Origin of the sequence: Roseomonas sp. BN140053 (assembly GCF_047690175.1) — a bacterium.
Taxonomy (GTDB): domain Bacteria; phylum Pseudomonadota; class Alphaproteobacteria; order Acetobacterales; family Acetobacteraceae; genus Roseomonas.
The window spans coordinates 154,472-178,294 of sequence record NZ_JBLLEB010000007.1; the positions used below are offsets into that span (position 1 = coordinate 154,472).

Genomic DNA, 23,823 nt, shown 5'->3' on the forward strand with positions numbered 1-23,823 from the left:
CCGGAGCTGGCCTCCCCGCGGGTTGCGGGGAAGCGGGCGCTCAGTGCCCGTGCACCGCCAGCGTGGCGCCGACCATGCGGTAATACACGCGGTTGACCTGCCGTGCCCCGTGCCGCTCGTACATGGCGCGCGCCCCGTCATTGGTGGCGTCCGTGGTCCAGTCCAGCGCCGAGAAACCCTGCGCCACCGTCAGCGCGGCGGCCGCCTTGACCAGCGCGCCGCCGACGCCGCAGCGCCGCCCCACCCGCGCGACGTAAAGGTCGCGGATATACAGGGACCGGCTCAGCTCCGCGGCGGGAAAGGTGACGTTCAGCACGGCCGAGCCCACCAGACGGTCGTCCAGCAAGGCCACCAGGGCGCGCGGTTCGAAGGGACCGTCGGACAGGCTGCACACCAGGGCCGCGGCCTCCAGCGCCGCCCCTTCCGTGACGGGCTGGCCGTAATGCTCCTGCATCTCCTGCAGGTGCGCCGCCAGGGCGCTCAGGTCGGCGTGCGCGGGGCGCCGCACGGTGAGTTCGCGTTCGGCCAGGATCGCGTGGCCGGTGATCCCGGCATCGGTCGAGGCGAGTGCTGACATCCCATTCCCTCCGCCGGCTGCCCGGCCGCTGCCCTACGACGTATGGCCCCGCAACCCCCGATGGCAATCACCGTCCAGGAGATGAGGGTCTGTCGCGATAGCGCCCGGACCGGCATCGGCGCCGGCAAGCGCGTGCAATTCAAGATTGCGTGATGGCTTTTAGTTTCAACACCGTAGGATAGCAATCATGAAAGTTCTGCCACCAGAACGGGAGGTCGAGCCCCAAACATTTCGCGCGTGCGGATTTGTGGCCAGGGGCGCGCGGGAACCACCCGCGTCAGCGCGGCCCGCCCGAACTGGTGGCCGAGCCGCAACCACAATCGGCGGGTGGCGGCGGGGGCGAAGCGGCCGACTGCGCCAGCGCCGCGGGGGACGCAGCGAGGAAGGCGGTGAGAAGAAGGAGAACCGTCGCCAGCCCACGCATCGTGCCGCTCCGCAGAAGGGTGGAGCAGGGTATGGCGGCAACCCGCCCGGCCGGCAACAAGGAACGCGCCCCTGCGGGGCAGGCCCCGGCACGGCAGGATCATGGGAAACGGGGGATTACGACGCCGCGTACCCTGAGCGATCGGGGCAGCAGGAGGGACGTAAAAACATCCATCGCCTCCGCGTGCCCCGAAGGACCCGCGGCGTCGTTCCGCTTGTTTCCGTCCCTAAACCCGGCCCGTCTGATCGGTCGCCGATGCCGGGCCTTATACAGGGTGTGTTGTCTTATACAAGACTTAAGAAAGACACGGCGTCCCGGCACCGTCGCCTCGGCCGCACGAAGATGCTACGGGCAGGGCGTGCCACGCCCGATCACCCCGGAGTCCGCGTGACCGAGGCCTCCCCCAGCGCCCCGCCGCGCCCCGATGCCCGCCCCCTCTACGCGCAGGTCGAAGCCATCCTGACCGGCCGCATCGTCGGCGGCGACTGGCCGCCCGGCCATGCCCTGCCCGCCGAACCCGAGCTGGCGCAGGAACTGGGCGTCAGCCACGGCACGGTGCGCAAGGCGCTGGCGGCCCTGGAAGCGCGCCGCCTGATCGAGCGCCGGCAGGGCAAGGGCACCTTCGTGGCCCAGCACACCAGCGAACAGGCGCGCGACCACTTCTTCCGCGTCCGCGACCTGGAAGGGCGGGAAGCCAACCCGACCTCCCTGGTGCTGTCGCTGCACACCGATGCCGCCACCCCGGCCGAGGCCGCGGCCTTCGCCCTGCCGGCGGAGGCGGCCGTGCACCGGCTGCGCCGCCTGCGCCTGCAGGACGGCCAGCCCTTCCTGGTGGAGGAGATCACCCTGCCGGCGGCGATCTTTCCCGGCTTCACCCTGGCGCTGGGCCGCGAACTGCCGGACGAACTCTACGTCCTGTACCAGCGCCGCCACGGCGTGACCGTGGTGCGGACGCGGGAATCCCTGTCCGCCCTGCCGGCCGGCGCGGCGGAAGCGGACCTGCTGGGCGTGCCCCCCGGCACGGCCCTGCTGGCGGTGGAGCGCCGCACCTGGGACGCCGCCGGCCGCGTGGTGGAACAGCGCCTGTCGCAGCTCAACACCGCCCGTTTCCGCTACGTCATGGAACTGGACTGACGCCGGTTTCCGCTCGGCCGGCGCAGCCCGGGTGCCCCCGGCGCGGAACAAAGGCCCTGGCCCGGCTGCCGGAGCAACGCCCCTGGCCGAGGCCCGGGCGAGCCACGCCGGCGGCCCGCATCCGGCCGTTCCTCAGCCGCCTCGTCGCAGCCACAGCCGGGTCACCCCGTCGGGCCCCGCTTCCTGCCGCAGCACCGCATGGCCTTGTTCCAGGGCGGTGCGCGGGACGTTGCGCGCCGGCTCCTCGCCGCGAAGTTCTACCAGCAACACCGCGCCCGGTTGCAGACGATCCAATGCGAGTCGTGTTCGCACGAAGGTCATGGGACAAATATCCCGCGTAATGTCGATGTGCTGGTCCGGCGAGATGTTCTGATCCTGGCCGCTGGTGGTCATGCATGATCCCGTTGTTTTCAGGCCGGAGCGGGTTTACCTGGGCGTGATCCACGCTTCACTCAAGTCGAAGACCGATTCGGGCAGCGTGCCGACCTCACCACTGGAGAGAGCGTTGATGGCCGACATGGAATCACGGGTGGCGGATCGGGGGGACGTGCTCCAGCTCACGGCCCAGATCGTGTCGGCGCACGTGTCCAACAACGCCGTTCAGCACACCGACCTCCCCGGCCTGATCGCCGAGGTCCATCGCGCCCTTCTCGGCCTGGGCCGCCCCGCCGAGCCGCCGGCGGTCGCCCGGCCCGAGCCCGCCGTGCCCGTGAAGAAGAGCATCCAGCCCGAGTACCTGGTCTGCCTGGAAGACGGCAAGAAGCTGAAGATGCTCAAGCGCCACCTCAAGACCGCCTACAACATGACCCCCGAAGAATACCGGGAGCGCTGGGGCCTGCCGCCCGACTACCCCATGGTCGCCCCCAACTACGCCGAGCACCGCTCCTCCCTGGCCAAGCGCATCGGCCTGGGCACCCGCCCGCGCGGCCGCACCCAGCGCGACGGCCGGGCCGCGGCGGACTGAACGCCCCCCCCGCGCCCGTTCCGCACGGCGCGTTTGCCGCGGGGGGGTGGTGGCGGGTAGTGTTGCCCCACCGGCCAGCCCCGCCAGCACCGGAAACGGTTTGTTCCAGTTTCGAAGCCCAGGACGCATGGACGCACGCCCCGACCCTTCCCGCCTCGAGCGCCTCTGCGTGGAACGCGGCCTCAAGATCACCGGCCAGCGCCGCCTCATCACCCGCGTGCTGAGCGAGGCGGTGGACCACCCGGATGTGGAGGAAGTCTATCGCCGGGCGCTCGCGCTCGACAGCAAGGTGTCCATCGCCACCGTGTACCGCACCGTCCGGCTGCTGGAAGAGAAGGGCATCCTGGAGCGGCACGATTTCGGCGGCGGCCGCGCCCGCTACGAGCCTACCGAGCACGGCCACCACCACCACCTGATCGACGTGGACAGCGGCAAGGTCATCGAGTTCGAGGAAGCCGCGCACGAGAAGCTGGCGCAGGAGATCGCCGCGCGCCTGGGCTTCTCCCTGGTCGGCCACCGGCTGGAACTCTTCGGCCGCCGCATGGGGGCGGAGGCTCCCCAGGAGCCGCACGGGCAGGACACGGACGCGGACGGATGAGCGTCGCCGTGCGGGGCGCGGGCCGCGGCAGTTCCGGTTCCGGCGCCACCGGCGCCGGCTTCGGCGAGCTGCGCGCCGGCGAGCTGGGCGTGCGCATCGCTGAGCGCGACTGGGAGGTGCGCGCCGCCCAGGCGTTGCGCTGGCAGATCTTCTACGAGGAGATGGGCGCCAAGCCGCAGCCGGGCATGACCCCCGGCCGCGACGCCGACGCTTTCGACGAGGTGGCCGACCACCTGCTGGTGGTGGACCACCGCCTGGGCGACGGGCCCGAGGGCGTGGTCGGCACCTACCGCCTGATCCGGCGCGAGGCCGCGGCGCGCATCGGCCGCTTCTATTCCGCCGACGAGTACGACCTGTCCCCCATCCTGAACTGGCCCGGTCCGGTGCTGGAGCTCGGCCGGTCCTGCGTCGGCGCCGACCACCGCACCCGCGGCACGCTGCAGCTGCTGTGGCGCGGCATCGCCACCTACGTGTTCCGTCACCGCATCGACCTGATGTTCGGCTGCGCCTCGCTGCCCGGAACCGACCTGGACGCCCTGGCCGAACCGCTGACCTTTCTGGCCAGCCGCCACCTCGCCCCGCCCGAGCTTTGCCCCCGCGCCCTGCCGGGCCGCTACGAGCAGATGCGTCGCATGGACCCGGCAGCGCTGGACATCCGCACCGCGCTGAACGAGCTGCCGCCGCTGGTGAAGGGCTACCTGCGCCTGGGCGGCTATGTCGGCGAGGGCGCGGTGGTGGACCACCAGTTCAACACCACCGACGTCTGCATCGTGGTGAAGACCGACCAGGTCACCGAGAAATACTACCGCCACTACGAGCTGAAGCCGAACGACGAATAGCCGCCGCGGCGCGCTTCCGGCATCGCCAGGAGCCCCGCGGGACAGGCACCCGCTGATCCGTTCCGCGGCATCCCCTGCCTGCGCGCGTTGCAGTCGCGCCCCGCGCCGCCCGGTGGCGAGCCCTGGCATGTGGCTTGCTGATCGGGACACCAGGGGAGATCCGAACGCATGCACGGCGCCGCCGTCGAACTGATCAAGGTCAGCAAGCGCTACGGCAGTGCCGTGGCGGTGGACGCGATCGACCTGCGCGTGCCCGCCGGTTCCTATTGCTGCCTGCTCGGCCCTTCCGGCTGCGGCAAGACCACCACGCTGCGCATGATCGCCGGGCACGAGGTGGCCAGCGACGGCAACATCCTGATCGGTTCGCGCGAGGTCGGGCACCTGCCGCCGGCCGGGCGCGGCACGGCGATGATGTTCCAGTCCTACGCGCTGTTCCCGCACCTGGACTGCCTGGACAACGTCGCCTTCGGCCCGCGCATGCGCGGCGTGAACCGCGACCTGCGCCGACGCCGTGCCCGCGACATGCTGGCGCTGGTGCGGATGGACCACCTCGCGGGGCGGCTGCCCTCGCAGCTCTCAGGCGGGCAGCAGCAGCGCGTGGCGCTGGCCCGCGCGCTGGTGACGGAACCCTCCGTGCTGCTGCTGGACGAGCCGCTCTCGGCCCTCGACCCCTTCCTGCGCATCCAGGTGCGGGCAGAGCTGAAGCGCCTGCAGACCGAGCTGGGCATCACCTTCATCCACGTCACCCACAGCCAGGAGGAAGCCATGGCGCTGTCCGACCTGGTGGTGGTGATGAATGGCGGCCGCATCGAGCAGGCCAGCGACCCGCGCGCCGTGTTTTCCCGCCCCGAGACCGCCTTCGTCGCCCGCTTCATCGGCGGCCACAACGTCATCGCCCTGCCGGGTCGCGCCCCCGTCGCCGTGCGCGTGGACCGCATGCGCCTGTTGCCTGCCGGCGCCGCGCCGGCGAATGGCAGCGCCGCACCCCCGGCGACGGCCGGCGGCCTGCCCCTGGCGGCTGCCAACGGCAGCCTGCCGGCCCGCGTCGCCACGGTGGAATACCAGGGCAGCTTCGTGCAGCTCCGCCTCGCGGCGGAGGGCCTGCCGGAACTCTTCGCCGTGATCCCCGACGACCGTTTCGAGGCGCAGCCCTTCGCGGCCGGCGACGCCGTGCGCGCGGAATGGTTCGCGGCCGACGCCCACCCGCTGCGCGACACCGACGCCGCGGCATCCCTCGCCGTCCTGGAGGAACAGAACGCATGACCGAGTACAAGCTCACCCGCCGCGCCGCGCTGCGCGCCGCCACCGGCCTCGTCGCCGCGGGCGTCGCGGCCAGGCTCGCCGCCCCCGCCGTGCACGCGCAGGAGCCGGTGGTGCTGCGCTACCTCGGCACCGCCGTGAACCAGAGCGCCGAGATCGCCGCCAAGGCCAAGCAGGACCTGGGCATCACCATCGAGTACGTCCCCGTCACCACGGACGACGTGATCCGCCGCGCGGTAACGCAGCCCAACACCTTCGATTTGCTGGACCTGGAATACTTCTCCGCCAAGCGCGTCGCCCCCTCCGGCAACCTGCAGGGCATCGAGGCGCGGCGCATCAAGGAGTTCAACAACATCACCCCGGTCTTCACCCGGGGCGAGGTCGGCGGCCGCACCATCGGCGACCAGGGCACGGCGCCCAAGAAGGTGCAGTTCCTCACCGGCCGCAACTCCAAGGAATTCGCGACCTCTCCCACCGAGTGGATGTCGCTGATCCCCAACACCTACAATGCCGACACGCTGGGCATCCGCCCCGACCTGATCGGCCGCCCGATCGACAGCTGGGCCGAGCTGCTGAACCCGCAGTTCAAGGGCAAGGCCTCGATCCTGAACATCCCCTCCATCGGCATCATGGATGCGGCGATGGTGGTGGAAGCCAGCGGCCAGTACAAATACCCGGACAAGGGCAACATGACGCGGGCCGAGATCGACCGCACCATGGCCGTGCTCACCGACGCCAAGAAGGCCGGCCAGTTCCGCGCCTTCTGGAGCGACTTCAACGAGAGCGTGAACCTGATGGCCTCGGGCGAGACCGTCATCCAGTCCATGTGGTCGCCCGCCGTGACCAAGGTGCGCTCGCAGGGCGTGCAGTGCGTGTACCAGCCGCTGAAGGAAGGCTACCGCGCCTGGGCCTCGGGCTTCGGCATGCCGCGCACGCTGGAAGGCCGCAAGCTCGACGGTGCCTACGAGTTCATCAACTGGTTCCTCAGCGGCTGGGCCGGCGCCTTCCTCAACCGCCAGGGCTATTATTCCGCCGTACTGAGCACCGCCCAGGCCAACATGGAACCCTATGAGTGGGCCTACTGGATGGAAGGCAAGCCGGCGGCGCAGGACATCAAGGCGCCCGACGGCTCGCTGCTGGAAAAGGCCGGCACGGTGCGCGACGGCGGCTCCTACGAGGAGCGCATGGGCCGCGTCGCCTGCTGGAACGCCGTGATGGACGAGAACACCTACCTCATCCGCAAATGGAACGAGTTCATCGCCGCCTGATGCACCACGCATGAGCAACGCACTTCCCGACCGCGGCGGCGCGGCCGCGGCCGGGAAGGCCCCGGCTTCGCTAGCCCCTGCGGCGCCCACCGGCGCCCGGCCGATCCGCGACGGCGCGTCCCCGGCGCGCCGTGGCCGCGGCACCGCCTACTGGCAGGCCGCGCCCTTCGCGCTGCTGTTCCTGGTGTTCTTCATCGTGCCCCTGGTGCTGACGGTGGCCGTCAGCTTCTGGGAATACACGGAATACACCATTACCCCCGCCTTCACCCTGGACAACTACCGCGAGGTCTTCGACGGCTGCCTCGCCAGGCTGCCCAGCCTCTGCGTCACCTTCGCCACCTACCTGTCCACGCTGCGCTTCTGCCTGCTGGTCTGGGCCATCACGCTGCTGCTGGGCTTCGGCATTGCTTATTTCCTGGCCTTCCACATCCGCTCCACCGCCGTGCAGATGGCGCTGTTCCTGGTGTGCACCGTGCCCTTCTGGACCTCCAACGTGATCCGCATGATCGCCTGGGTGCCGCTGCTCGGCCGCAACGGGCTGGTGAACCAGACGCTGCAATCGCTGGGCGTCACCGATGGGCCGCTGGACTGGCTGCTGTATTCCGAGTTCTCGGTCGTGCTGGCCTTCGTGCACCTCTACACGCTGTTCATGATGGTGCCGATCTTCAACTCCATGGCGCGCATCGACCGTTCGCTGATCGAGGCCGCGCGCGACGCCGGTGCCTCCGGCTGGCAGACGCTGTGGAACGTGGTGATCCCGCTCTGCAAGCCCGGCATCGTGATCGGCTCCATCTTCGTGCTGTGCATCGTGATGGGCGACTTCGTCACCGTGGGCATCATGGGCGGGCAGCAGATCGCCTCCGTCGGCAAGGTGATCCAGGTGCAGATGAGCTACCTGCAATTCCCCATCGCCGCCGCCAACGCCGTGGTGCTGCTGGCCGTGGTGCTGCTGATGATCTGGGCGCTCACCCGCCTCGTCGACATCCGGCGCGAATTGTGAGGATGCGAAGCGTGGGGGTGCGGAAGCGCAGCCCGGGGACGCCCGGCAAGGGGAAGCGCGCATGAACCGCACCGGCGAGAAGCGCCCGGCCGCCTTCTGGTGGCTCGCCGCCCTGTTCACCGCCTTCGTGCTGTTTCTCTACGGCCCGATCCTGGCCATCGTGGTGCTGAGCTTCCAGGGACCCGCGGGCGGCCTGACCTTCCCGATGAACGGCGTCTCCACCTTCTGGTTCTCCCGCCTCTGGCAGGGCGTCGGGGTGGTGGATATCTGGGCCGCCTTCGGCCGTTCCCTGCGCCTGGGCGCGTTGGTGATGCTGCTCACCGTTCTCCTGGCGCTGCCCGCCGGCCTGGCCTTCCGCAAGCGCTTCTGGGGCCAGGGCGGGCTCTTCTACGTCGCCATCGCCTCGCTGATCGTGCCCTCCATCGTGGTGAGCCTCGGCATCGGGCTGGAATTCCGCCTCTTTGACGACGCGATCAAGGCCCTGGCCGAGAGCACCGGCTGGGGCTTCCTGCAGGGCTACGAAACCTCCGCCGGCCTCTACACCTCCGCGCTGGGCGCGCACCTCACCTGGACGCTGCCCTTCGGGCTACTGATCCTCTTCGCCGTGTTCAACCGCTTCAACCCGGCTTTCGAGGAAGCGGGGCGGGACCTCGGCGCCTCGCCGATGCAGGTGCTGCGGCACGTCGTGCTGCCGATCATCGCACCCTCCCTGGTGGGCGTCGCGCTGTTCGGCTTCACCCTGTCCTGGGACGAGGTCGCCCGCACTTCCCAGGCGATCGGCGGCCGCAACACCCTGCCGTTGGAACTTCAGGGGCTGACCACCACCGTCACCACGCCCGAGATCTACGCGCTGGGCACCGTCACCACGGCGATGTCGCTGCTGGTGATCGCCCTGGCCCTCGGCACGGTGCTGATCCTCCAGCGCCGCCGCAACCGCCGCCGCTGAGCGTGCCCGCCGGCCGGGACTCCCGGCCGGGCAGGGCCGCGCCCGCCCGGACAGGCCCGCGCCCGCCCGGGAAAGGAGCAGCGCCCACTCGCGCCCCGGAAACGCGGATCAGCGCGGCTCGATGCCGGCGGCGCGGACGATGCGCGTGGCCTGGGCGCTGCGCTCGCGCATGAAGGCGGTGAACTCGGCAGGCGTGCTGCCCACCGGCTCCGTGCCCAGGGAGGCGAGGCGGGCCAGCACCTCCGGCTCCTTCAGCACGGTGGCGACCGCGTCGCGCAGCTTGGTCTGGATCGCCAGCGGCGTGCCGGTGGGGGCGAAGAGGCCCAGCCATTCCTCCAGCGCCGCATCCGGGTAGCCCTGCTCCGCCAGCGTCGGCACCTCAGGGGCGGCGGGGCTGCGGTTGGGGCCGGTGACGGCCAGGATGCGCACCCGCCCGGCCTGGGCCAGCGGCACCAGCGGCAGCAGCGCGGGGGTGCAGCAATCCAGCGTGCCGGCGGCCAAGTCGCGCACCGCCTCGCCACCGCCGCGATAGGGCACCTCCGTCAGCTGGATGCCGGTGCGCTGCTGCAGCATCAGGAAGGCCAGCTGCCCGCCCGAGCCGATGCCGGAATGCCCGCAGGACAGCGCCCCCGGCCGCGCCTTGGCCAGCGCCACGAACTCCGCCAGGTTCCGCGCCGGCAGGTCGGTCTTCACCCCCAGCGCGATGGGCGCCTTGGCCACCTGCGTCACCGGCGTGAAGGCGGTGTCGTAGCGGAACGGCATCTCCTTCATCAGCAGCGGATTGGTCACCGTGGGATGGCCGTCGAACAGGAAAGTGTAGCCGTCCGGCCGGCTCTGCGCGACCACGGCCGCCCCGATGATGGCGCCGCCGCCGGGGCGGTTCTCCACCACCACGGACTGCCCCAGCACGGTGCCCAGCCGGTCCGCGATGGCGCGCAGCGTGGAATCCGTGATGCCGCCGGGGGCGAAGGCCACGATCACCCGCACCGGCCGGTCCGGCCAGCGCGCCGCCTCCGCCGCGCCCGGCTGCGCGGCCCCGGGCTGGGGGACGCCTTGCGCGCGGCCCAGGGCCGGGGCGGCGAGCGCCCCGGCCAGCAGCAGCGCCCCGCGTCGGGTGATGAGTGTCATGCTCGGTTCTCCTCCCTCGTGTTGTTTTTCGGCCGGCATCGGAGGGGCGGCCAGCACCTGGCCACCGGCGATCCGGGACCGGCCCCGCGCCGGGTCTCGGCGCCGGGCCGCCGCTGGGGAACGTCCCGGCGCCGCGCCGCAGTCTCAGTCGAAGCGCAGCCCGGCCTTGTCGGCGATCTCGCGGTAGCGGGCGATGTCGCGCCGCATCATCGCGGCCAGCTCCTCCGGCCCGCCCGGATGCAGGTTGAGCCCGATCTCGTAGAGCCGGTCCCGCACCCCCGGGTCCTCCAGCGCGCGGCGCAGCGCACCCCCCAGCACCGCCAGCACCTCCGCCGGGGTGCCGGCCGGCGCCGCCATGCCGTGCCAGAAGCTCATGTCGTAGCCGGCAACGCCGCCCTCCGCCATCGTCGGGACGTCGGGGATGCGCGGGTCGCGCGTCGCCCCAGTGGTGGCGATCGCCCGCACCTCGCCCGCCGTCACCTGCGGATAGGCAGCGCCGGTGAAGGCGCACTCGATGGTGCCGGAGATCACGTCCTGCACGGCGGGCGCCGCGCCGCGATAGGGCACGTGCTCCGTCCGCACGCCGGCCAGCTCGTCGAACAGCTCGCCCGCGAAGTGGTTCCCCGTGCCCGGGCCGGAACTCGCGCGGCGCACGCTGCCGGGCTGGCGCCGCAGCTGCGCGATCATCTCGGGCAGGGTGCGGAAGGGCAGCCTAGGGTTGCACACGAGCATGTTGGGAAAATCCGCCACCGGCCCGATCGGCGCGAAGTCGCGCATCGGGTCGAAGGGCAGGTCGCGCGCGATGGTGGACAAGGTGCCGTGCGTGTTGGAATCGGCGAAGAGCAGCGTGTAGCCGTCGCGCGGCGCCCGCGCGACCAGCTCCGCCCCGATGCGACCGCCGCCGCCGCTGCGGTTCTCCACCACCACGGGCTGGCCGAGGATCGCACCCATGCGCTGCGCCACCACGCGCGCGCAAAGGTCGGTGATGCCGCCGGGCGGAAAGGCCACCACGAGGCGGATGGGATGGTCGGGATAGCCGGCCGCCCGAACCGCGCCCGGCGCCGCCGCGGCGAGCAGCGCCGCCCCGAGCAGGCCGCGGCGCGACGCCGTGCCGCCCCGCGCCGGCGCTTCGCCGGGAGGCCCGGACACCGTTTCCTGCGCCAGGTCTTCTCGTTGCTCGGACATTCGTTTCACCCACCGTAGGAATGGCGATCTCGGGGCGTCAAGCGCTGCCCGCGGCGTCGGGGCCCGGCCGGTCCCGGGCTTCGGGCCGCGCGGCGGGGCGCCCGGGGCGGGCATCAGGTCGCGGTCAGCCCGCCGTCATGGGCGAAGACCTGGCCCGTGACGTAGCGCGACGCCGGGCCGGCCAGAAACACGGCGAGGCCCGTGATGTCCTCGGGCGTGCCGCGATGGCCCATGGGAATGGACTGTCGCAGGAAGGCCTCGTGGCGTTCCCGCTCCGCGGGCGTGGTGGAGGCGCGGCGTTCCCGGCCCAGCGCGGTGCCGCCGTGCCAGCCCGGCGCGATGGCGTTCACGCGCAGCCCGTCGCGGGCGTACTCGATCGCGAGCTGGCGGGTGAAGCCGTCCACCCCTGCCTTGGAGGCCGCATAGGGCAGGGCGGTGATCGGGAAGCCGGGATACAGGCCGACCTGCCCGAGAAACGAGCTGATGTTGATCACCGCCGGGTCGGATCCCGCCAGCAGCAACGGCAGCAGTGCCCGGCTGCACAGGAACACGCCGCGCAGGTTCACCGCCATCACGCGGTCCCAGTCCCGCACCGACAGGTCCAGCAGCCGCCCGGGGGGAATGGCGATGCCGGCATTGTTCACCAGCACGTCCAGGCCGCCGAACCCGCGCTCCACCGCGGGCGGCAGCGTGGCGACCGAGGCCTCCTCCGCCACGTCCACCGGCAGGAACAGGGCGGTGCCGCCGCGCGCCGCGATGGCGGCCGCCGTTGCCTCGGCCCCAGGGTCGATGTCGGCGCAGGCGACGGCGGCACCGGCCTCGGCCATGGCGAGGGCGAAGGCCCGGCCGAGGCCGCTGGCCGCCCCGGTGACCAGGACCCGGCGCCCGGCCAGGGAGAAGGGGTGGGACGACATCCGGCGCTCCCCCTCAGCGCAGCACGCTGCCGCCGTCGACGTTCACGATCTGCCCGGTGATGAAAGCGGCATCGTCGGAGGCAAGAAAGGTCACGGCCCCGACCAGGTCCTCCGCCCGCTGCACCCGCGGGATCGGCAGCGTCGCGGCGCGTGCCCCGAGCTCCTCGGCGGTGAAGACGCCCCGTGCCCCGGGCGTGTCCGTCAGCCCCGGCGTGACGACGTTGGCGGTGATGCCGTCGCGCCCGAGCTCGTTGGCGAGGCAGCGGGTGAGGCCGATCACGCCGGCCTTGGCGGCGACGTAATGCGCCTGGCGCGCCGGCCCCTTGAAGACGCTGCCGGAGCCGATGTTGACGATGCGCCCCCAGCCGCGGCCCCGCATCAGCGGCAGCAGGCTGCGCACCATCAGGAACACGCTGTCCAGGTTGACCGACACGACCTCGCGCCACTCGGCGAAGGTCAACTCGTCGAAGCGGCGGATGGGGAAGTACCCGGCGTTGTTCACCAGCACGTCCAGCCTGCCCCAGCGCTCGCGGATCCGGTCGGCCAGCGCCGCGCAATCGGCCTCGCGGCTGACGTCGGTGGGGCAGGGGAGCAGCGCCTCGCCGGCGGCCAGCGCCGCCGCGAGACGGTCCAGCGCGGCGCCGTCGCGGTCCACTGCGGCCACCGCGCCGCCCTCGGCCAGGAAGCGGCGGGTCAGCGCTTCGCCGATCCCGCCGGCGGCCCCGGACACGGCGATCACCTTGCCCGCGAAGCGCCGCGCGCCTGCCTCACTCACCGCACGCCTCCCTGGCCGATGTTGAACGGGCCGGCTGGCCTCGCGACCGGTCGCGGCACCCGGCGGCTCAGGCCGCGATGGGGCTCGCGGCCGTGTCGCGGTCGGTGCCGAGCGCCGCGAGATGCGGCATCACCTCGCTGGCAAAGAGCCGGATGTTCTTTTCCGTCAGATCCGCCGGCAGGCTGGCCACCTGCAGCATGGCGATCAGGTTCCCGAAGCCGAGATCGGCGTGATAGGCCGCCAGGCGCTGCCGCACCGTTTCGGGGCTGCCCACCACGATCATGCCCAGCTCGATCAGCCCGTCGATGGTGGTGGCGCTGGACCGCGCCGCGAACTTGGACTCGATCAGCGCCTTGGTGGAGCGCACAGAGGAATAGCCGGGCGGCATCCGCATCTCCATCGGGAAGCGCAGGAACCGGTTGAAGAAGGCTTCCACGTGCGGCTTCAGTTCGCGCCGCGCGATCTCGTCGGTTTCGGCCACGTAGATCGGCACTGCCCAGCCGAGCTGCGAGGGTTGGGATTCATAGCCGTCCTTGCGCGCCACCTCGCGATAGGCGTCAAAGGCCTTGGTGGCGACCTTGATGGGGCTGAAGGTCTGCAGATAGGTGTATTTGCGCGCCGCCGCCGCCGTCCACTCGATGGTCTCGGTGCTGCCCTGCGAGGGGATCCAGACCGGCGGATGCGGCTGCTGCACCGGGCGCGGCCAGAGGCTGACATGCTCGAATTCGTAGTGCCGGCCGGCGAAGCGGAAGGGCTCGCGCTCCGTCCAGGCGCGCAGGATCAGCTCGTGCGCCTCGTAGAAGCGCTCATGCGACAACGTCGGGTTGACGCCGCTGGCGTGGTATTCCGAACCGATGCCGCGCACGAAGCCGGCGATCAGCCGGCCGTTGCTGAGGTTGTCCAGCATCGCGAACTCTTCCGCGATGGCGACGGGGCTGTTTACCAGCGGCAGCGCGCGGCCGAGCACGGCGATCTTCGCCTGCTTCGTGGTGCGCGCCAGCGACGCCGCGATCAGGTTGGGCGCCGGCATGATGCCGTAGGCGGTCTGATGGTGCTCGTTGACGCAGATGCCGTCGAAGTTGAGCTGGTCCGCCAGTTCCAGCTCACCGATGAAGCGCTGGTACAGCGCCTGCCCCTTGGCCGGGTCGAAGTAGCGGTTGGGCAGCGTCAGCCAGGCGCTGTCATGCGTGTCCGCATAGCTCAGGTCCAGGTCGGCATAGGGCATCAGGTGGAAGAAGAAGAACTTCATGACCGCACCTCCGCGAAGAACGCTTCGAGCCGTTCCGCGATCTCCGCCGGGCGTTCGGCCGGCAGCGCGTGGCCGGTTTCCGGCAGCGCCAGCAGCTGCGCGCCGGGGATGCCGCGCCGGTAGGATTCGGCGCAGGCGAAGGGGACCACCTGGTCCTCCGTGCCCCAGACCAGCAGCGTCGGCACGTCGATGCGGTGCAGCCAGAAGGGCAGCTGCGGATTGTGCAGGCGGGGATTCCAGGCCAGCCGCGCCGTGGCCGCGCGGTTGCGCAGGGTGGTGTCCAGGTCCGCCTCCGCCAGGGCGCGCACACGCTGTTCCGCGATCTCCGGGTTGAAGCAGCCGCGCCGGGCGGATTCCTCGGGCGACCACAGGAAGATGTCGCCGAAGGGCACCTCGCTGCGCACCCCGGCCGGGGCCATCAGCGTGAGCGTGCGCAGCCGGCTGGTGTCGCGAATCGCCAGTTCCGCCGCGGTCCAGCCGCCCATGCTCAGGCCGACCAGATCGACCTCCCGCAGGTCCAGCGCTTCCAGCACGTCGAGGTAGAAGAAGGCGAGGTCGCCCACGCTCATCATCCAGGCCGGGATCTCCGTGCGGCCGAAGCCGGGATGTTCCGGGGCGATGACGCGGTGCGTGGCGCTGAGCCGCTCCAGCAGCGGATTCCAGCTCAGGCCGCCGGCGCCGTGCAGAAAGAGCAGCGGCGGGCCGCTGCCGGCTTCCAGCACGCGCAACGGCTGGCCGAGAACTTCGAGGGACGTTTCCTGCATGTCTTTCTTGTCCACCAGATGGACAGCTGTTTCAGGAATCATCCTAGGCGCGGAATGCCGGCCGGTTCAAGCATCTTTCGCCCTCACCCGGCGTCGCGCCTGCCGGCAAGGCCCGGCGTACGGGCTGCGGCAGCGCAAGGTTTGGCTGTTCTACGGCAACCGTCGCCTGTTCCTGGCAGCCCCCGGCAGCCGAAGCCCGAGGCCCTGCGCGTCGCCTCCCCCCGGCGCCGGCACCGCCTGCGGGAAGCGTCCCTAGGGCGCGGCGTCCTCGGCGGGCAGGCCACCGGCATGGCCCAGCGCGGCGGAAACCTCCGCCGCCGCCTGCCGTGCGGCGGCGCTCAGCGCTTCCAGCCGCTCGCCGCTCAGCCGCACCTCCGGCCCGGTGATCGCCACGGAAGCCACCACCCGCCCGGTGCGGTCGAACACCGGCGCCGCCACGCCGCGGATGCCCGCGATGGCCCCGCCGCTGACCGCCAGCCCGGCGCGGCGCACCTCCTCCAGCTCCCGCAGCAGGGCAGGGCGCTCGGGGCCGGCATCCTCCAGCGCAGGCTCCTGCTCGGCCGGCGGCAGGAAGGCCAGCATCGCCCGGCCGCTGGCCGTGGCGGCCATGCTGTCCACATCCCCCACCCCGCGCGCGTAGGAGAGCGGCTGCCGCCCGGGGTGTTCCAGCACGCAGACCCGCATCTTGCCCTGCGGCAGGCACAGCGCCACCGTCTCGTTGGTGTCGTGCCACAGCCGCGCCAGCACCGGGGCGGCCAGCCGCGCCGGGTCCAGCCGCGCCAGCCAGACATGCGCGATCCCCGCCACCCCGTGCCCCAGCTCGAAGCGCGCCGGCTCGCCGCTGGAGCGCACCAGCCCCTTGCGCTCCAGCGTGTGCAGCAGCCGGTACAGCGTCGGCCGGCTCAGCCCGAGCTTGCGGCCCAGCTCCGCCACCGTCATGGCCGGGTGTTCCAGGGAAAAGCATTGCAGCACGTCGATCGCGCGCTCGATGGCGCGCACCGACTGCATGGAGGCCGGGGAGGACGGATCGGTCACGCTGGCATCTCTCCTCCCCGCCGCCCCGCCCCGCGGCCGCAACCTGCCGTGCCGCGCCCGCGTTTCCCCGGAACTGCCGAGCGACCGGCAAACAGGCGTTTTCCGCCCCCCTGTGTGATGCCGGGAACCCCGAAACAATCCAGGAGGCACGACCCCATGGCCCTCTTCTCGAAGCCGATCAAGACGCTCGACGACCTGTTCGTGCACACGCTGCAGGACATCTACTACGCCGAGAACCAGATCACGAAGGCGCTGCCGAAGATGATCGGCAAGGTCACCAACACCCAGCTCAAGCTGGCCTTCGAGCTGCACCTGCAGGAAACCAAGAACCAGATCGCCCGGCTGGAGAAGGTCTTCCAGATGCACGGCCAGCCCGTGAAGGGCGTCACCTGCGCCGCCATGGACGGCATCATCTCCGAAGCCAACGAGGTCATGGGCGACAGCGCCGAGGCCGAGGTGCTGGACGCGGCCGCGCTGATGGCCGCCCAGGCCGTGGAACACTACGAGATCACGCGCTACGGCACCCTGATCGCCTTTGCCAAGCAGCTCGGCCGCAACGACTGCGCGAGCGTGCTGCAGGAAACCCTGGACGAGGAAAAGGCGACCGACCGCAAGCTGACCGAGATCGCGGAATCCCGCGTCAACAAGCTGGCGGCCTGATCCGAGCGGGGGCGGCGGGGCGGAAACGCCCTGCCGCCTTCCTCACGCCGGACGGCGCGCCACCGCGCCCACCCAGGCCCAGGCGCCCAGCGCCGCGCCCAGCATGCCCCAGGTGGCATTGAAGTTCAGGATGGCGATGATCCCCAGCGCCACCGCCGCCACTCGCACCCAGTTCGGTGACCCGATAAAGCCCCAGAGGCCCAGCAGCAGCGCCGCCCCGCCCCAGAGCTGCCAGTGCTGCAGCCAGAGCAGCCCGGCGCGCGGCAAGCAGGCCAGCGGCGCCTGCGACAGGTCCAGGCAGGCCGCACCCCATTCCCGCGGCTCCACCCAGACGGCGCGGTAGATCGCCATGGCCCCCACGGCCAGGACCACCGCCAACAAGCCCCCAAGGTCGCGCCGCGCCAGCATGGCACCCTGCATCGCCCGCCCGCGTGGCTGCCGCAAGCCCCGGCCATAATTCCGTCGTGGGCAAGACATCCCGCACCGACGAAGCGCCGCCCCGGCCGTTGAACGCGTCTGGGGATGGAGGAGCGCAAATGGACAGGCGCAGCCAGAAGCAGCGGATGCTCGCGGGGGAACTCTACGTCGCGGATGATCCCGAGCTGCAAGCCGACAACCGGCGCATTTCCGAATGGATGGTCCGCTACAACGCGGCGCTGGCGGTGCCGCCCGACCAGCGCCACGCCCTGCTGGCCGAGGCGCTGGGCGCGGTCGGGCCGGGCGCCAACATCCGGCCGCCCTTCTTCTGCGACTACGGCTACAACATCCGCCTCGGCGAGGGCGCCTTCCTGAACTTCAACTGCGTCGTGCTGGACGTGGTGCAGGTGTCCATCGGCCGCGGCACGCAGATCGGCTCGGCCGTGCAGATCCTCACGGCCGACCACCCGCGCGACCCGGCCCTGCGGGCGCAGATGCTGGAGTTCGGGCGCCCGGTGACCATTGGCGCCAATGTCTGGATCGGCTCCGGCGCCATCATCCTGCCCGGCGTCACCGTGGGCGACGACGCGGTGATCGGCGCCGGCAGCGTGGTCACCCGCGACGTGCCGGCGGGGGCGACCGTGATGGGCAACCCGGCCCGCCGCAAAGGCTGAGCGCGCGGGAGCAGTCGCGCTGCCCGGCGAGGCGGCCCCGCCCGCGCGGGCAGGACCGCCGACCGGGCCGTGGCCTGCTTTTAGGCCACGACCTCGTCGCGGATCGGGTTGCGGAGGATGCCGATACCGGAAATCTCCACCTCCACCGTGTCGCCGGCCTTCATCCACACCGGCGGGGTGCGGAAAGCGCCGACGCCGCCGGTGGTGCCCGTGACGATCACGTCGCCCTGCACCAGCTCGGAGAAGGTCGAGCAGTACTCGATCAGCGCGGGGATATCGAACATCAGGTCGGAGATCGGGGCGTGCTGCATCACCTCCCCGTTCAGGCGCGTGGTCAGGGTCTGCGCCGCCGGATCGGTCAGCTCGTCGGCGGTGACCAGCCAGGGGCCGAAGGCGCCGGTATGGGCGAAGTTCTTGCCGGGGATGAACTGCACGGTGTGGCGCTGCCAGTCGCGCAGCGTGCCGTCATTGTAGCAGGAATACCCCGCCACATGCTCGAAGGCGCGCGCCTTGGGGATGCGCCGCCCGCCGGTGCCGATCACCACCGCCAGCTCGCCCTCGTAGTCGAACTGCTCGGATTCCGGCGGCCGCAGCATGGGCTGCTCGGCGCCGACCTGGCTGTTGGCGAAGCGGGTGAAGATCATCGGGTTCTTGGGCAGCGGCCGCCCGGTTTCCTGCAGGTGGGTCAGGTAGTTCACCCCGGCGCAGAAGATCTTGGGCGGGTTGGTCACCACCGGCAGCAGCTCCACCTCGGCCAGGGCGTGGTCGGGCTTGCCCTCGATGCCGCGGATGCGGTCCAGCATGGCCGGGCTGAGCACGGAGCGCAGGTCGGGATAGCCGCCGCCCAGGCGGGAGCCGAGGTCCAGGATGCCCGAACCGTCCACGCGGCCGAAGCTCTCGGCCCCCCCCGCGCGATAGCTGACCAGCTTCATGGGTGCGATCCTCCTGCAGGCCGCACGCGGCGGCTCGTGGTACGGTCGCGTTGTGGGACGGGGCGGGCGGCCCGGTCAACCGCCCGCAGCAGGGGAGGGGGGAGTGGTCCCCTTACGCTTCCATCTTGAGGGCGGCGATAAAGGCGCTCTGCGGGATCTCGACCTTGCCGAACTGCCGCATGCGCTTCTTGCCCTCCTTCTGCTTCTCCAGCAGCTTGCGCTTGCGGCTGATGTCGCCGCCGTAGCACTTGGCGGTGACGTCCTTGCTCAGTGCCCCGATCGTCTCGCGCGCGATGACGCGCGACCCGATCGCCGCCTGGATGGCGATCTTGAACAGCTGCTTGGGGATCAGCTCCTTCAGCCGCTCGCAGATTGAGCGGCCGCGCTTCTCCGCCTGGGAACGGTGCGCCATGAAGCTCAGCGCATCCACCGGCTCGTTGTTCACCAGGATGGAGATCTTCACCAGGTCGCTCTCGGCGTAGGTGTCCATGGTGTAGTCGAAGGAGGCATAGCCGCGCGAGATCGACTTGAGGCGGTCGTAGAAGTCGAACACCACCTCGTTGAGCGGCAGCTTGTACACCGCCATCGCGCGGTTTCCGACATAGGTCAGGTCGATCTGCTGCCCGCGCCGTTCCGAGCACAGCGCCAGGATGGAGCCGAGATACTCGTCGGGCACGAAGATCGTCGCCTTGATCCAGGGCTCCTCGATGGTGTCCACCACCGAACCGTCCGGCATGTCGGCGGGGTTGTGCAGCTCGATCTGCTCGCCGTTGGTCTTGTTGATCTTGTAGACCACGGAAGGCGCCGTCGCGATCAGGTCCAGGTCGAACTCGCGCGACAGGCGCTCCTGGATGATCTCCAGGTGCAGCAGGCCGAGGAAGCCGCAGCGGAAGCCGAAGCCCAGCGCCGCGGAGGTTTCGGCCTCGTAGTGGAAGGACGCATCGTTGAGCCGCAGCTTGCTCAGGGATTCGCGCAGCTTCTCGAAGTCGTCGGCGTCCACCGGGTACAGCCCGCACCACACCACCGGCACGGACGGCTTGAACCCCGCCAGCGCCGCCGGCGCCGGGTTGCGGTCGTCGGTGATGGTGTCGCCCACATTGGTGTCGGCCACCGTCTTCATCGCTGCCGTGACGTAGCCCATCTCGCCCGGGCCCAGGCTGTCCACCGCCTGCATGCGCGGCCGGAACACGCCCACCTGCTCGATCACGTGGGTGGTGCCGTTGGCCATCATGCGGATCTTCTGGCCGCGCTTGAGATGCCCGTCCTTGACCCGCACCAGGATGATCACGCCGAGGTAGGCGTCATACCAGCTGTCCACCAGCAGCGCCGTGGTCGGCGCTTCCGCGTCGCCCTTCGGCGGCGGCAGCCGCGTCACGATGGCCTCCAGCACGCCCTCGATGTTGAGCCCGGTCTTGGCCGAAATCATCACCGCGTCGTCGGTGGGAATGCCGATCACGTCCTCGATCTGCTGCTTCACCCGCTCCGGCTCCGCCGCCGGCAGGTCCACCTTGTTCAGGATCGGCACGATCTCGTGGCCGGCATCGATCGCCTGGTACACGTTGGCCAGGGTCTGCGCCTCGACGCCCTGGGACGCGTCCACCACCAGCAGCGACCCTTCGCAGGCCGCCAGGCTGCGCGACACCTCGTAGGCGAAGTCCACGTGGCCGGGCGTGTCCATCAGGTTCAGCACGTACATCTCGCCGTCGGCGGCCTTGTAGTCCAGCCGCACGGTCTGCGCCTTGATGGTGATGCCGCGCTCGCGCTCCAGGTCCATGTTGTCCAGGACCTGGTTGGTCATCTCGCGCTCGGAAAGCGCCCCGGTCATCTGGATCAGCCGGTCGGCCAGCGTGCTCTTGCCGTGGTCGATATGCGCGATGATCGAGAAGTTGCGGATACGGGAAAGGGGGGTGTCGGTCATGGAAATCCGGCCGGGGCGCGGAACCTGAGAAGCGGCCGCGACATGTTCGCCCACAGATAAGCCACCCGGGCCCCAGGACCAAGCGCGCCGCGCGCTCCACCGGCCTCCACGCGAAAATTCCCCTTGCAGTCCGACTGCCATCCGATATATCGAAAATGACGATATATCGAACACCAATCGGAGAAACACCATGTTCGGTCACGCCTTCCGTCACCTCGGCTGCCGCCACGAAGGCCGCCGCTTCCATCGCGGCCTCCGGGGCGGCGGCTTCGGCGGCCCCGGCGCCGAGCGCGGCGAGGGCTTCCTCGGCCGGCGCGGCGGCCGCGGCGGCCGCTTCTTCGAGGCGGGCGACCTCCGCCTCGTGCTCCTGCGCCTGATCGCCGAGCGCCCGCGCCACGGCTACGAGATGATCAAGGAGATCGAGGAGCGGCTGGCCGGCTCCTATTCCCCCAGCCCCGGCGTCATCTACCCGACCCTGACCCTGCTGGAGGAACTCGGCCAGATCGCGGTGTCCTCCAACGAGGGCGGCCGCAAGCTCTACGCCGTCACCCCCGAGGGCGAGCGCGTCCTGGCCGAGAACCGCGCCGAGGCCGATGCCCTCTTCGCCCGCATGGAGGCCGCGGCCGGCGACCGCCCCGCCGGCGGTGCCCTGCAGGTGATGCGCGCCACCCACAACCTGAAGCTGGCACTTCGCCTGCGCCTCAGCCGCGGTGCCCTGAGCGAGGAGCAGCTGCGCCGCATCGTGGCAGCCATCGACGCCGCCGCCGTGCAGGTGGAACAGGCGTGAGCGGCGCCCCGGTGGACGCCGCCGTCCCGAACCCGCGCCTCGCCCGCCGCGTCCGGCACGAGCTGCGCTTCCGCATCCTGGAGGTGCGCCGCGTGACGCGCGTCACCCCCCGGATGCTGCGCGTCACCCTGGGCGGCGAGGACCTGGCCGGCTTCACCAGCGCCTCCTTCGACGACCACGTGAAGCTGTTCTTTCCCGCCCCCGGTGAGGACGCGCCGCCCCGCGCGGTCCCCGGCCCCAACGGTACCACCTTTCCCGAGGGCGTCGCCCGCCCCCCGGCGCGCGACTACACCCCGCGGCGCTACGACCCCGCGGCGGGCGAGCTGGAAATCGACTTCGCCCTGCACGAGCACGGCCCCGCCACGGAATGGGCCATCCAGGCCCGCCCCGGGCAGAAGCTGGGCGTCGGCGGCCCGCGCGGCTCCTTTATCCTGCCGGATGAGCTGGACTGGCTGCTCCTGATCGGGGACGAGACCGCCCTGCCAGCCATCGGCCGCCGGCTGGAGGAACTACCCGCCACCACCCGCGCCGTGGTGCTGGCCGAGGTCGCCGACCCGGCCGAGCAGCAGCCCTTCCGAACCCAGGCCCCCCTGGACCTGCAATGGCTGCACCGGAACGGTGCCGCCCCGGGCCGACCCGAACGCCTGGAGGCCGCCCTGTCCGCCCTGACCCTGCCCCCCGGCGAGGGCTATGCCTGGGTCGGCTGCGAGTCCGCCGTGGCCAAGCGTCTGCGCACGATCCTGGTGGACGGGCACGGCCTGCCCAAGGAACGCATTCGCGCATCCGGCTACTGGAAGCACGGCGCCGACGCGTCCCACGAAACCCACAACGACTGACGCGAGGGGGACGCGGTTCCCGAACTCCACCCGGTGATGGGGCGGGTGGGGCAGACCCAGCCCCCCGGAACCACCGGCCCACCGGGTCCGGCGCCGGGGAGGCGATCGATCGCGCCCCGCCGCCAAGGCCGGACCACGCGGAATTGCGAGCGATGGCTCGTGCAGCGTCCGGGCGTCGGGGCGCGTTTGCCGCCCGTCCAACCTCCTCCGACCTGGCCGCGCCCCGCCGCGGCCCGAAAGGCGCGACCATGAGCATCCTGTCCAGCCTGGGCATCACCTCCGGCAAGAAGGTCCGCTACGGCTTCGTGGCCCTGGGCGACATCGCGCAGGAAGCCATGCTTCCCGGCGTGTCCCACACCGGCAATTCCGAGGTCGCGGCCCTCGTCACCGGCGACCCGGAAAAGGCGCGCGGCGTGGGCCAGCAGTACGGCGTCACCGACACCTACAGCTACGACCAGTTCGAGGAGATGCTGCGCTCCGGCAAGGTGGACGCGATCTACCTGGCCACGCCGAACTGGCGGCACGCGGAATTCGCCGTGCCCGCCCTGCGCGCCGGCATCCACGTGCTGCTGGAAAAGCCGATGGACGTGTCGGTGGCCCGCTGCCAGGACATCCTCGACGCGCAGAAGGCCTCCGGCGCCAAGCTGATGGTGGCCTATCGCCTGCACTTCGAACCCGCGACGCTGGACCTCCTCGAGAAGATCCGCGGCGGCGAGCTGGGCGAGCTGACGCTGTTCACCTCCACCTTCGTGCAGATGGTGGACCCCGCCAACCATCGCGCCAAGAATGGCATCGAGGCTGGCCCGATCTTCGACATGGGCCCTTATCCGCTGAACGCCGCCCGCTACGTCTTCGGCGACGAGCCGACCGACGTGGTTTCCGCCATCGGCATCCGCCACCCACAGGCCGGCCTGGGCGATTTCGACGACACGGTGGCGGTGACGCTGCGCTTCCCCGGCGACCGGCTCGCGCAGTTCGTCATCTCCTATTACGGCAACACGCTGGACAGCTACACGGTGGCGGGCACCAAGGGCAGCGTGCACATGAACCCGGCCTTCATGTACGGCCAGCCGCTGCAGCAGATGGTCACGATCGGCGAGAGCAAGAGCCAGAAGAGCTTCAAGAACACCGACCACTTCGGCGGCGAGATGAAGTACTTCTCCGACTGCATCCTCAACAACACCGACCCCGAGCCGGACGGCGAGGAAGGCCTGGCCGACGTGCGCGTGCTGGAAGCCATCGTGCGCGCGATGGAAACCCACCAGTCGCAGCCCCTGCCGCCCTTCACCCGCAGCCGCCGCATCGACCCCGCGGCGCAGCGCGAAACCCTGGCGGCGCAGCGCGCGCCCGAGCTGGTCAACACCTCCAACCCCGGCAAGGGCAAGGACAAGGTCCCCAAGAACTAGCGGCACGCGCGGCGTGGCCGGCATCGGCCGCGCGCGCGCTCCGGCGGCTTGACGCCGGGGCCGAACGGCGGGACCTCACCGCCGTGCCGGGGCGCGGGACGCTTCTCCCGCCCCGGCCCCCGCAGCACCGGGA

Annotated in this window: 25 protein-coding genes; 13 read left to right on the top strand and 12 right to left on the bottom strand. The window is 71.0% G+C overall.

The features are described 5' to 3' along the window. Window positions 1-40 precede the first annotated feature (40 nt). Complete coding sequence (locus ACLIBK_RS09650; RefSeq protein WP_415387038.1) at window positions 41-577, bottom strand: GNAT family N-acetyltransferase; 537 nt, start codon at window positions 575-577, stop codon at window positions 41-43. Between the two features lie 811 nt (window positions 578-1,388). On the opposite strand from ACLIBK_RS09650, the gene ACLIBK_RS09655 reads away from it, so the two are divergent. Continuing rightward, on the top strand, window positions 1,389-2,135 hold the full coding sequence (locus ACLIBK_RS09655; RefSeq protein WP_415387039.1) for a GntR family transcriptional regulator: 747 nt from the start codon (window positions 1,389-1,391) through the stop codon (window positions 2,133-2,135). Between the two features lie 132 nt (window positions 2,136-2,267). On the opposite strand, the gene ACLIBK_RS09660 is transcribed toward ACLIBK_RS09655, so the two are convergent. Next, entirely contained in the window at window positions 2,268-2,528 is a 261-nt protein-coding gene (locus tag ACLIBK_RS09660; protein ID WP_415387040.1) for a sulfurtransferase TusA family protein, read from the bottom strand. A gap of 115 nt (window positions 2,529-2,643) precedes the next feature. On the opposite strand from ACLIBK_RS09660, the gene ACLIBK_RS09665 reads away from it, so the two are divergent. From ACLIBK_RS09665 to ACLIBK_RS09695, 7 genes are all read left to right on the top strand, one after another. Continuing rightward, window positions 2,644-3,099 (top strand): MucR family transcriptional regulator, encoded by a 456-nt coding sequence (locus ACLIBK_RS09665; protein ID WP_415387041.1) that lies wholly within the window; start codon window positions 2,644-2,646, stop codon window positions 3,097-3,099. 127 nt (window positions 3,100-3,226) lie between these two features. After that, complete coding sequence (locus ACLIBK_RS09670) at window positions 3,227-3,697, top strand: Fur family transcriptional regulator (protein WP_415387042.1); 471 nt, start codon at window positions 3,227-3,229, stop codon at window positions 3,695-3,697. After that, window positions 3,694-4,536, top strand: a complete 843-nt coding sequence (locus ACLIBK_RS09675; protein ID WP_415387043.1) for a GNAT family N-acetyltransferase — start codon at window positions 3,694-3,696, stop codon at window positions 4,534-4,536. The genes ACLIBK_RS09670 and ACLIBK_RS09675 overlap by 4 nt, the downstream gene beginning before the upstream one ends. A gap of 168 nt (window positions 4,537-4,704) precedes the next feature. Beyond that, complete coding sequence (locus ACLIBK_RS09680; protein ID WP_415387044.1) at window positions 4,705-5,799, top strand: ABC transporter ATP-binding protein; 1,095 nt, start codon at window positions 4,705-4,707, stop codon at window positions 5,797-5,799. Continuing rightward, entirely contained in the window at window positions 5,796-7,064 is a 1,269-nt protein-coding gene (locus ACLIBK_RS09685) for an ABC transporter substrate-binding protein (RefSeq protein WP_415387045.1), read from the top strand. The genes ACLIBK_RS09680 and ACLIBK_RS09685 overlap by 4 nt, the downstream gene beginning before the upstream one ends. Before the next feature lie 10 nt (window positions 7,065-7,074). Continuing rightward, window positions 7,075-8,064, top strand: coding sequence for an ABC transporter permease (locus tag ACLIBK_RS09690; RefSeq protein ID WP_415387046.1), 990 nt, complete (start codon window positions 7,075-7,077; stop codon window positions 8,062-8,064). A gap of 61 nt (window positions 8,065-8,125) precedes the next feature. Further along, window positions 8,126-9,010 (top strand): ABC transporter permease, encoded by an 885-nt coding sequence (locus ACLIBK_RS09695; protein ID WP_415387047.1) that lies wholly within the window; start codon window positions 8,126-8,128, stop codon window positions 9,008-9,010. 108 nt (window positions 9,011-9,118) lie between these two features. On the opposite strand, the gene ACLIBK_RS09700 is transcribed toward ACLIBK_RS09695, so the two are convergent. The 7 genes from ACLIBK_RS09700 to ACLIBK_RS09730 all read right to left on the bottom strand — a co-directional run bounded on the left by ACLIBK_RS09700 (window position 9,119) and on the right by ACLIBK_RS09730 (window position 16,060). Continuing rightward, complete coding sequence (locus ACLIBK_RS09700) at window positions 9,119-10,138, bottom strand: Bug family tripartite tricarboxylate transporter substrate binding protein (protein ID WP_415387048.1); 1,020 nt, start codon at window positions 10,136-10,138, stop codon at window positions 9,119-9,121. A 144-nt stretch (window positions 10,139-10,282) separates the two neighbouring features. Beyond that, the gene (locus ACLIBK_RS09705) at window positions 10,283-11,323 is read right to left on the bottom strand and encodes a Bug family tripartite tricarboxylate transporter substrate binding protein (RefSeq protein ID WP_415387049.1); all 1,041 of its coding nucleotides are present in this window, start codon (window positions 11,321-11,323) and stop codon (window positions 10,283-10,285) included. Between the two features lie 113 nt (window positions 11,324-11,436). Then, window positions 11,437-12,237, bottom strand: coding sequence for an SDR family NAD(P)-dependent oxidoreductase (locus ACLIBK_RS09710; RefSeq protein ID WP_415387050.1), 801 nt, complete (start codon window positions 12,235-12,237; stop codon window positions 11,437-11,439). Between the two features lie 13 nt (window positions 12,238-12,250). Beyond that, window positions 12,251-13,012 (bottom strand): SDR family NAD(P)-dependent oxidoreductase, encoded by a 762-nt coding sequence (locus ACLIBK_RS09715; RefSeq protein WP_415387051.1) that lies wholly within the window; start codon window positions 13,010-13,012, stop codon window positions 12,251-12,253. 67 nt (window positions 13,013-13,079) lie between these two features. Further along, on the bottom strand, window positions 13,080-14,261 hold the full coding sequence (locus tag ACLIBK_RS09720) for an LLM class flavin-dependent oxidoreductase (protein WP_415387052.1): 1,182 nt from the start codon (window positions 14,259-14,261) through the stop codon (window positions 13,080-13,082). Beyond that, window positions 14,258-15,025, bottom strand: coding sequence for an alpha/beta fold hydrolase (locus ACLIBK_RS09725; RefSeq protein WP_415387053.1), 768 nt, complete (start codon window positions 15,023-15,025; stop codon window positions 14,258-14,260). Before ACLIBK_RS09725 ends, ACLIBK_RS09720 begins: the two co-directional genes overlap by 4 nt. Window positions 15,026-15,277: 252 nt before the next feature. Then, window positions 15,278-16,060, bottom strand: coding sequence for an IclR family transcriptional regulator (locus ACLIBK_RS09730; protein WP_415387054.1), 783 nt, complete (start codon window positions 16,058-16,060; stop codon window positions 15,278-15,280). 156 nt (window positions 16,061-16,216) lie between these two features. On the opposite strand from ACLIBK_RS09730, the gene ACLIBK_RS09735 reads away from it, so the two are divergent. Further along, window positions 16,217-16,720: a ferritin-like domain-containing protein gene (locus ACLIBK_RS09735; RefSeq protein ID WP_415387055.1), complete on the top strand. Its 504-nt coding sequence runs from the start codon at window positions 16,217-16,219 to the stop codon at window positions 16,718-16,720. Window positions 16,721-16,762: 42 nt separating this feature from the next. Here ACLIBK_RS09735 and ACLIBK_RS09740 read toward each other — a convergent pair whose 3' ends face one another. Further along, window positions 16,763-17,164: a hypothetical protein gene (locus tag ACLIBK_RS09740; RefSeq protein WP_415387056.1), complete on the bottom strand. Its 402-nt coding sequence runs from the start codon at window positions 17,162-17,164 to the stop codon at window positions 16,763-16,765. A 92-nt stretch (window positions 17,165-17,256) separates the two neighbouring features. Here ACLIBK_RS09740 and ACLIBK_RS09745 point away from each other — a divergent pair, with 92 nt between their 5' ends. Beyond that, entirely contained in the window at window positions 17,257-17,811 is a 555-nt protein-coding gene (locus ACLIBK_RS09745; RefSeq protein ID WP_415387057.1) for a sugar O-acetyltransferase, read from the top strand. An 80-nt stretch (window positions 17,812-17,891) separates the two neighbouring features. On the opposite strand, the gene ACLIBK_RS09750 is transcribed toward ACLIBK_RS09745, so the two are convergent. Both ACLIBK_RS09750 and lepA read right to left on the bottom strand, forming a co-directional pair. Beyond that, a complete protein-coding gene (locus ACLIBK_RS09750) occupies window positions 17,892-18,743 on the bottom strand; it encodes a fumarylacetoacetate hydrolase family protein (protein WP_415387058.1) in 852 nt (283 codons plus the stop codon). A 112-nt stretch (window positions 18,744-18,855) separates the two neighbouring features. Continuing rightward, on the bottom strand, window positions 18,856-20,661 hold the full coding sequence (lepA, locus tag ACLIBK_RS09755; protein ID WP_415387059.1) for a translation elongation factor 4: 1,806 nt from the start codon (window positions 20,659-20,661) through the stop codon (window positions 18,856-18,858). Between the two features lie 190 nt (window positions 20,662-20,851). Here lepA and ACLIBK_RS09760 point away from each other — a divergent pair, with 190 nt between their 5' ends. From ACLIBK_RS09760 to ACLIBK_RS09770, 3 genes are all read left to right on the top strand, one after another. Then, a complete protein-coding gene (locus tag ACLIBK_RS09760) occupies window positions 20,852-21,448 on the top strand; it encodes a PadR family transcriptional regulator (RefSeq protein WP_415387060.1) in 597 nt (198 codons plus the stop codon). Beyond that, on the top strand, window positions 21,445-22,284 hold the full coding sequence (locus tag ACLIBK_RS09765; RefSeq protein WP_415387061.1) for a siderophore-interacting protein: 840 nt from the start codon (window positions 21,445-21,447) through the stop codon (window positions 22,282-22,284). The genes ACLIBK_RS09760 and ACLIBK_RS09765 overlap by 4 nt, the downstream gene beginning before the upstream one ends. A gap of 248 nt (window positions 22,285-22,532) precedes the next feature. Beyond that, window positions 22,533-23,690, top strand: a complete 1,158-nt coding sequence (locus tag ACLIBK_RS09770) for a Gfo/Idh/MocA family protein (RefSeq protein WP_415387062.1) — start codon at window positions 22,533-22,535, stop codon at window positions 23,688-23,690. Window positions 23,691-23,823 lie beyond the last annotated feature (133 nt).

Coding starts and splice junctions, on each gene's coding strand:
- ACLIBK_RS09770 (WP_415387062.1), top strand. CDS start 22,533: ATGAGCATCCTGTCCAGCCTGGGCATCACCTCCGGCAAGAAGGTCCGC.
- ACLIBK_RS09710 (WP_415387050.1), bottom strand. CDS start 12,237: ATGTCGTCCCACCCCTTCTCCCTGGCCGGGCGCCGGGTCCTGGTCACC.
- ACLIBK_RS09670 (WP_415387042.1), top strand. CDS start 3,227: ATGGACGCACGCCCCGACCCTTCCCGCCTCGAGCGCCTCTGCGTGGAA.
- ACLIBK_RS09720 (WP_415387052.1), bottom strand. CDS start 14,261: ATGAAGTTCTTCTTCTTCCACCTGATGCCCTATGCCGACCTGGACCTG.
- ACLIBK_RS09675 (WP_415387043.1), top strand. CDS start 3,694: ATGAGCGTCGCCGTGCGGGGCGCGGGCCGCGGCAGTTCCGGTTCCGGC.
- ACLIBK_RS09685 (WP_415387045.1), top strand. CDS start 5,796: ATGACCGAGTACAAGCTCACCCGCCGCGCCGCGCTGCGCGCCGCCACC.
- ACLIBK_RS09665 (WP_415387041.1), top strand. CDS start 2,644: ATGGCCGACATGGAATCACGGGTGGCGGATCGGGGGGACGTGCTCCAG.
- ACLIBK_RS09660 (WP_415387040.1), bottom strand. CDS start 2,528: ATGACCACCAGCGGCCAGGATCAGAACATCTCGCCGGACCAGCACATC.
- ACLIBK_RS09650 (WP_415387038.1), bottom strand. CDS start 577: ATGTCAGCACTCGCCTCGACCGATGCCGGGATCACCGGCCACGCGATC.
- ACLIBK_RS09700 (WP_415387048.1), bottom strand. CDS start 10,138: ATGACACTCATCACCCGACGCGGGGCGCTGCTGCTGGCCGGGGCGCTC.
- ACLIBK_RS09745 (WP_415387057.1), top strand. CDS start 17,257: ATGGACAGGCGCAGCCAGAAGCAGCGGATGCTCGCGGGGGAACTCTAC.
- ACLIBK_RS09680 (WP_415387044.1), top strand. CDS start 4,705: ATGCACGGCGCCGCCGTCGAACTGATCAAGGTCAGCAAGCGCTACGGC.
- ACLIBK_RS09725 (WP_415387053.1), bottom strand. CDS start 15,025: ATGCAGGAAACGTCCCTCGAAGTTCTCGGCCAGCCGTTGCGCGTGCTG.
- ACLIBK_RS09690 (WP_415387046.1), top strand. CDS start 7,075: ATGAGCAACGCACTTCCCGACCGCGGCGGCGCGGCCGCGGCCGGGAAG.
- ACLIBK_RS09735 (WP_415387055.1), top strand. CDS start 16,217: ATGGCCCTCTTCTCGAAGCCGATCAAGACGCTCGACGACCTGTTCGTG.
- ACLIBK_RS09760 (WP_415387060.1), top strand. CDS start 20,852: ATGTTCGGTCACGCCTTCCGTCACCTCGGCTGCCGCCACGAAGGCCGC.
- ACLIBK_RS09695 (WP_415387047.1), top strand. CDS start 8,126: ATGAACCGCACCGGCGAGAAGCGCCCGGCCGCCTTCTGGTGGCTCGCC.
- lepA (WP_415387059.1), bottom strand. CDS start 20,661: ATGACCGACACCCCCCTTTCCCGTATCCGCAACTTCTCGATCATCGCG.
- ACLIBK_RS09705 (WP_415387049.1), bottom strand. CDS start 11,323: ATGTCCGAGCAACGAGAAGACCTGGCGCAGGAAACGGTGTCCGGGCCT.
- ACLIBK_RS09750 (WP_415387058.1), bottom strand. CDS start 18,743: ATGAAGCTGGTCAGCTATCGCGCGGGGGGGGCCGAGAGCTTCGGCCGC.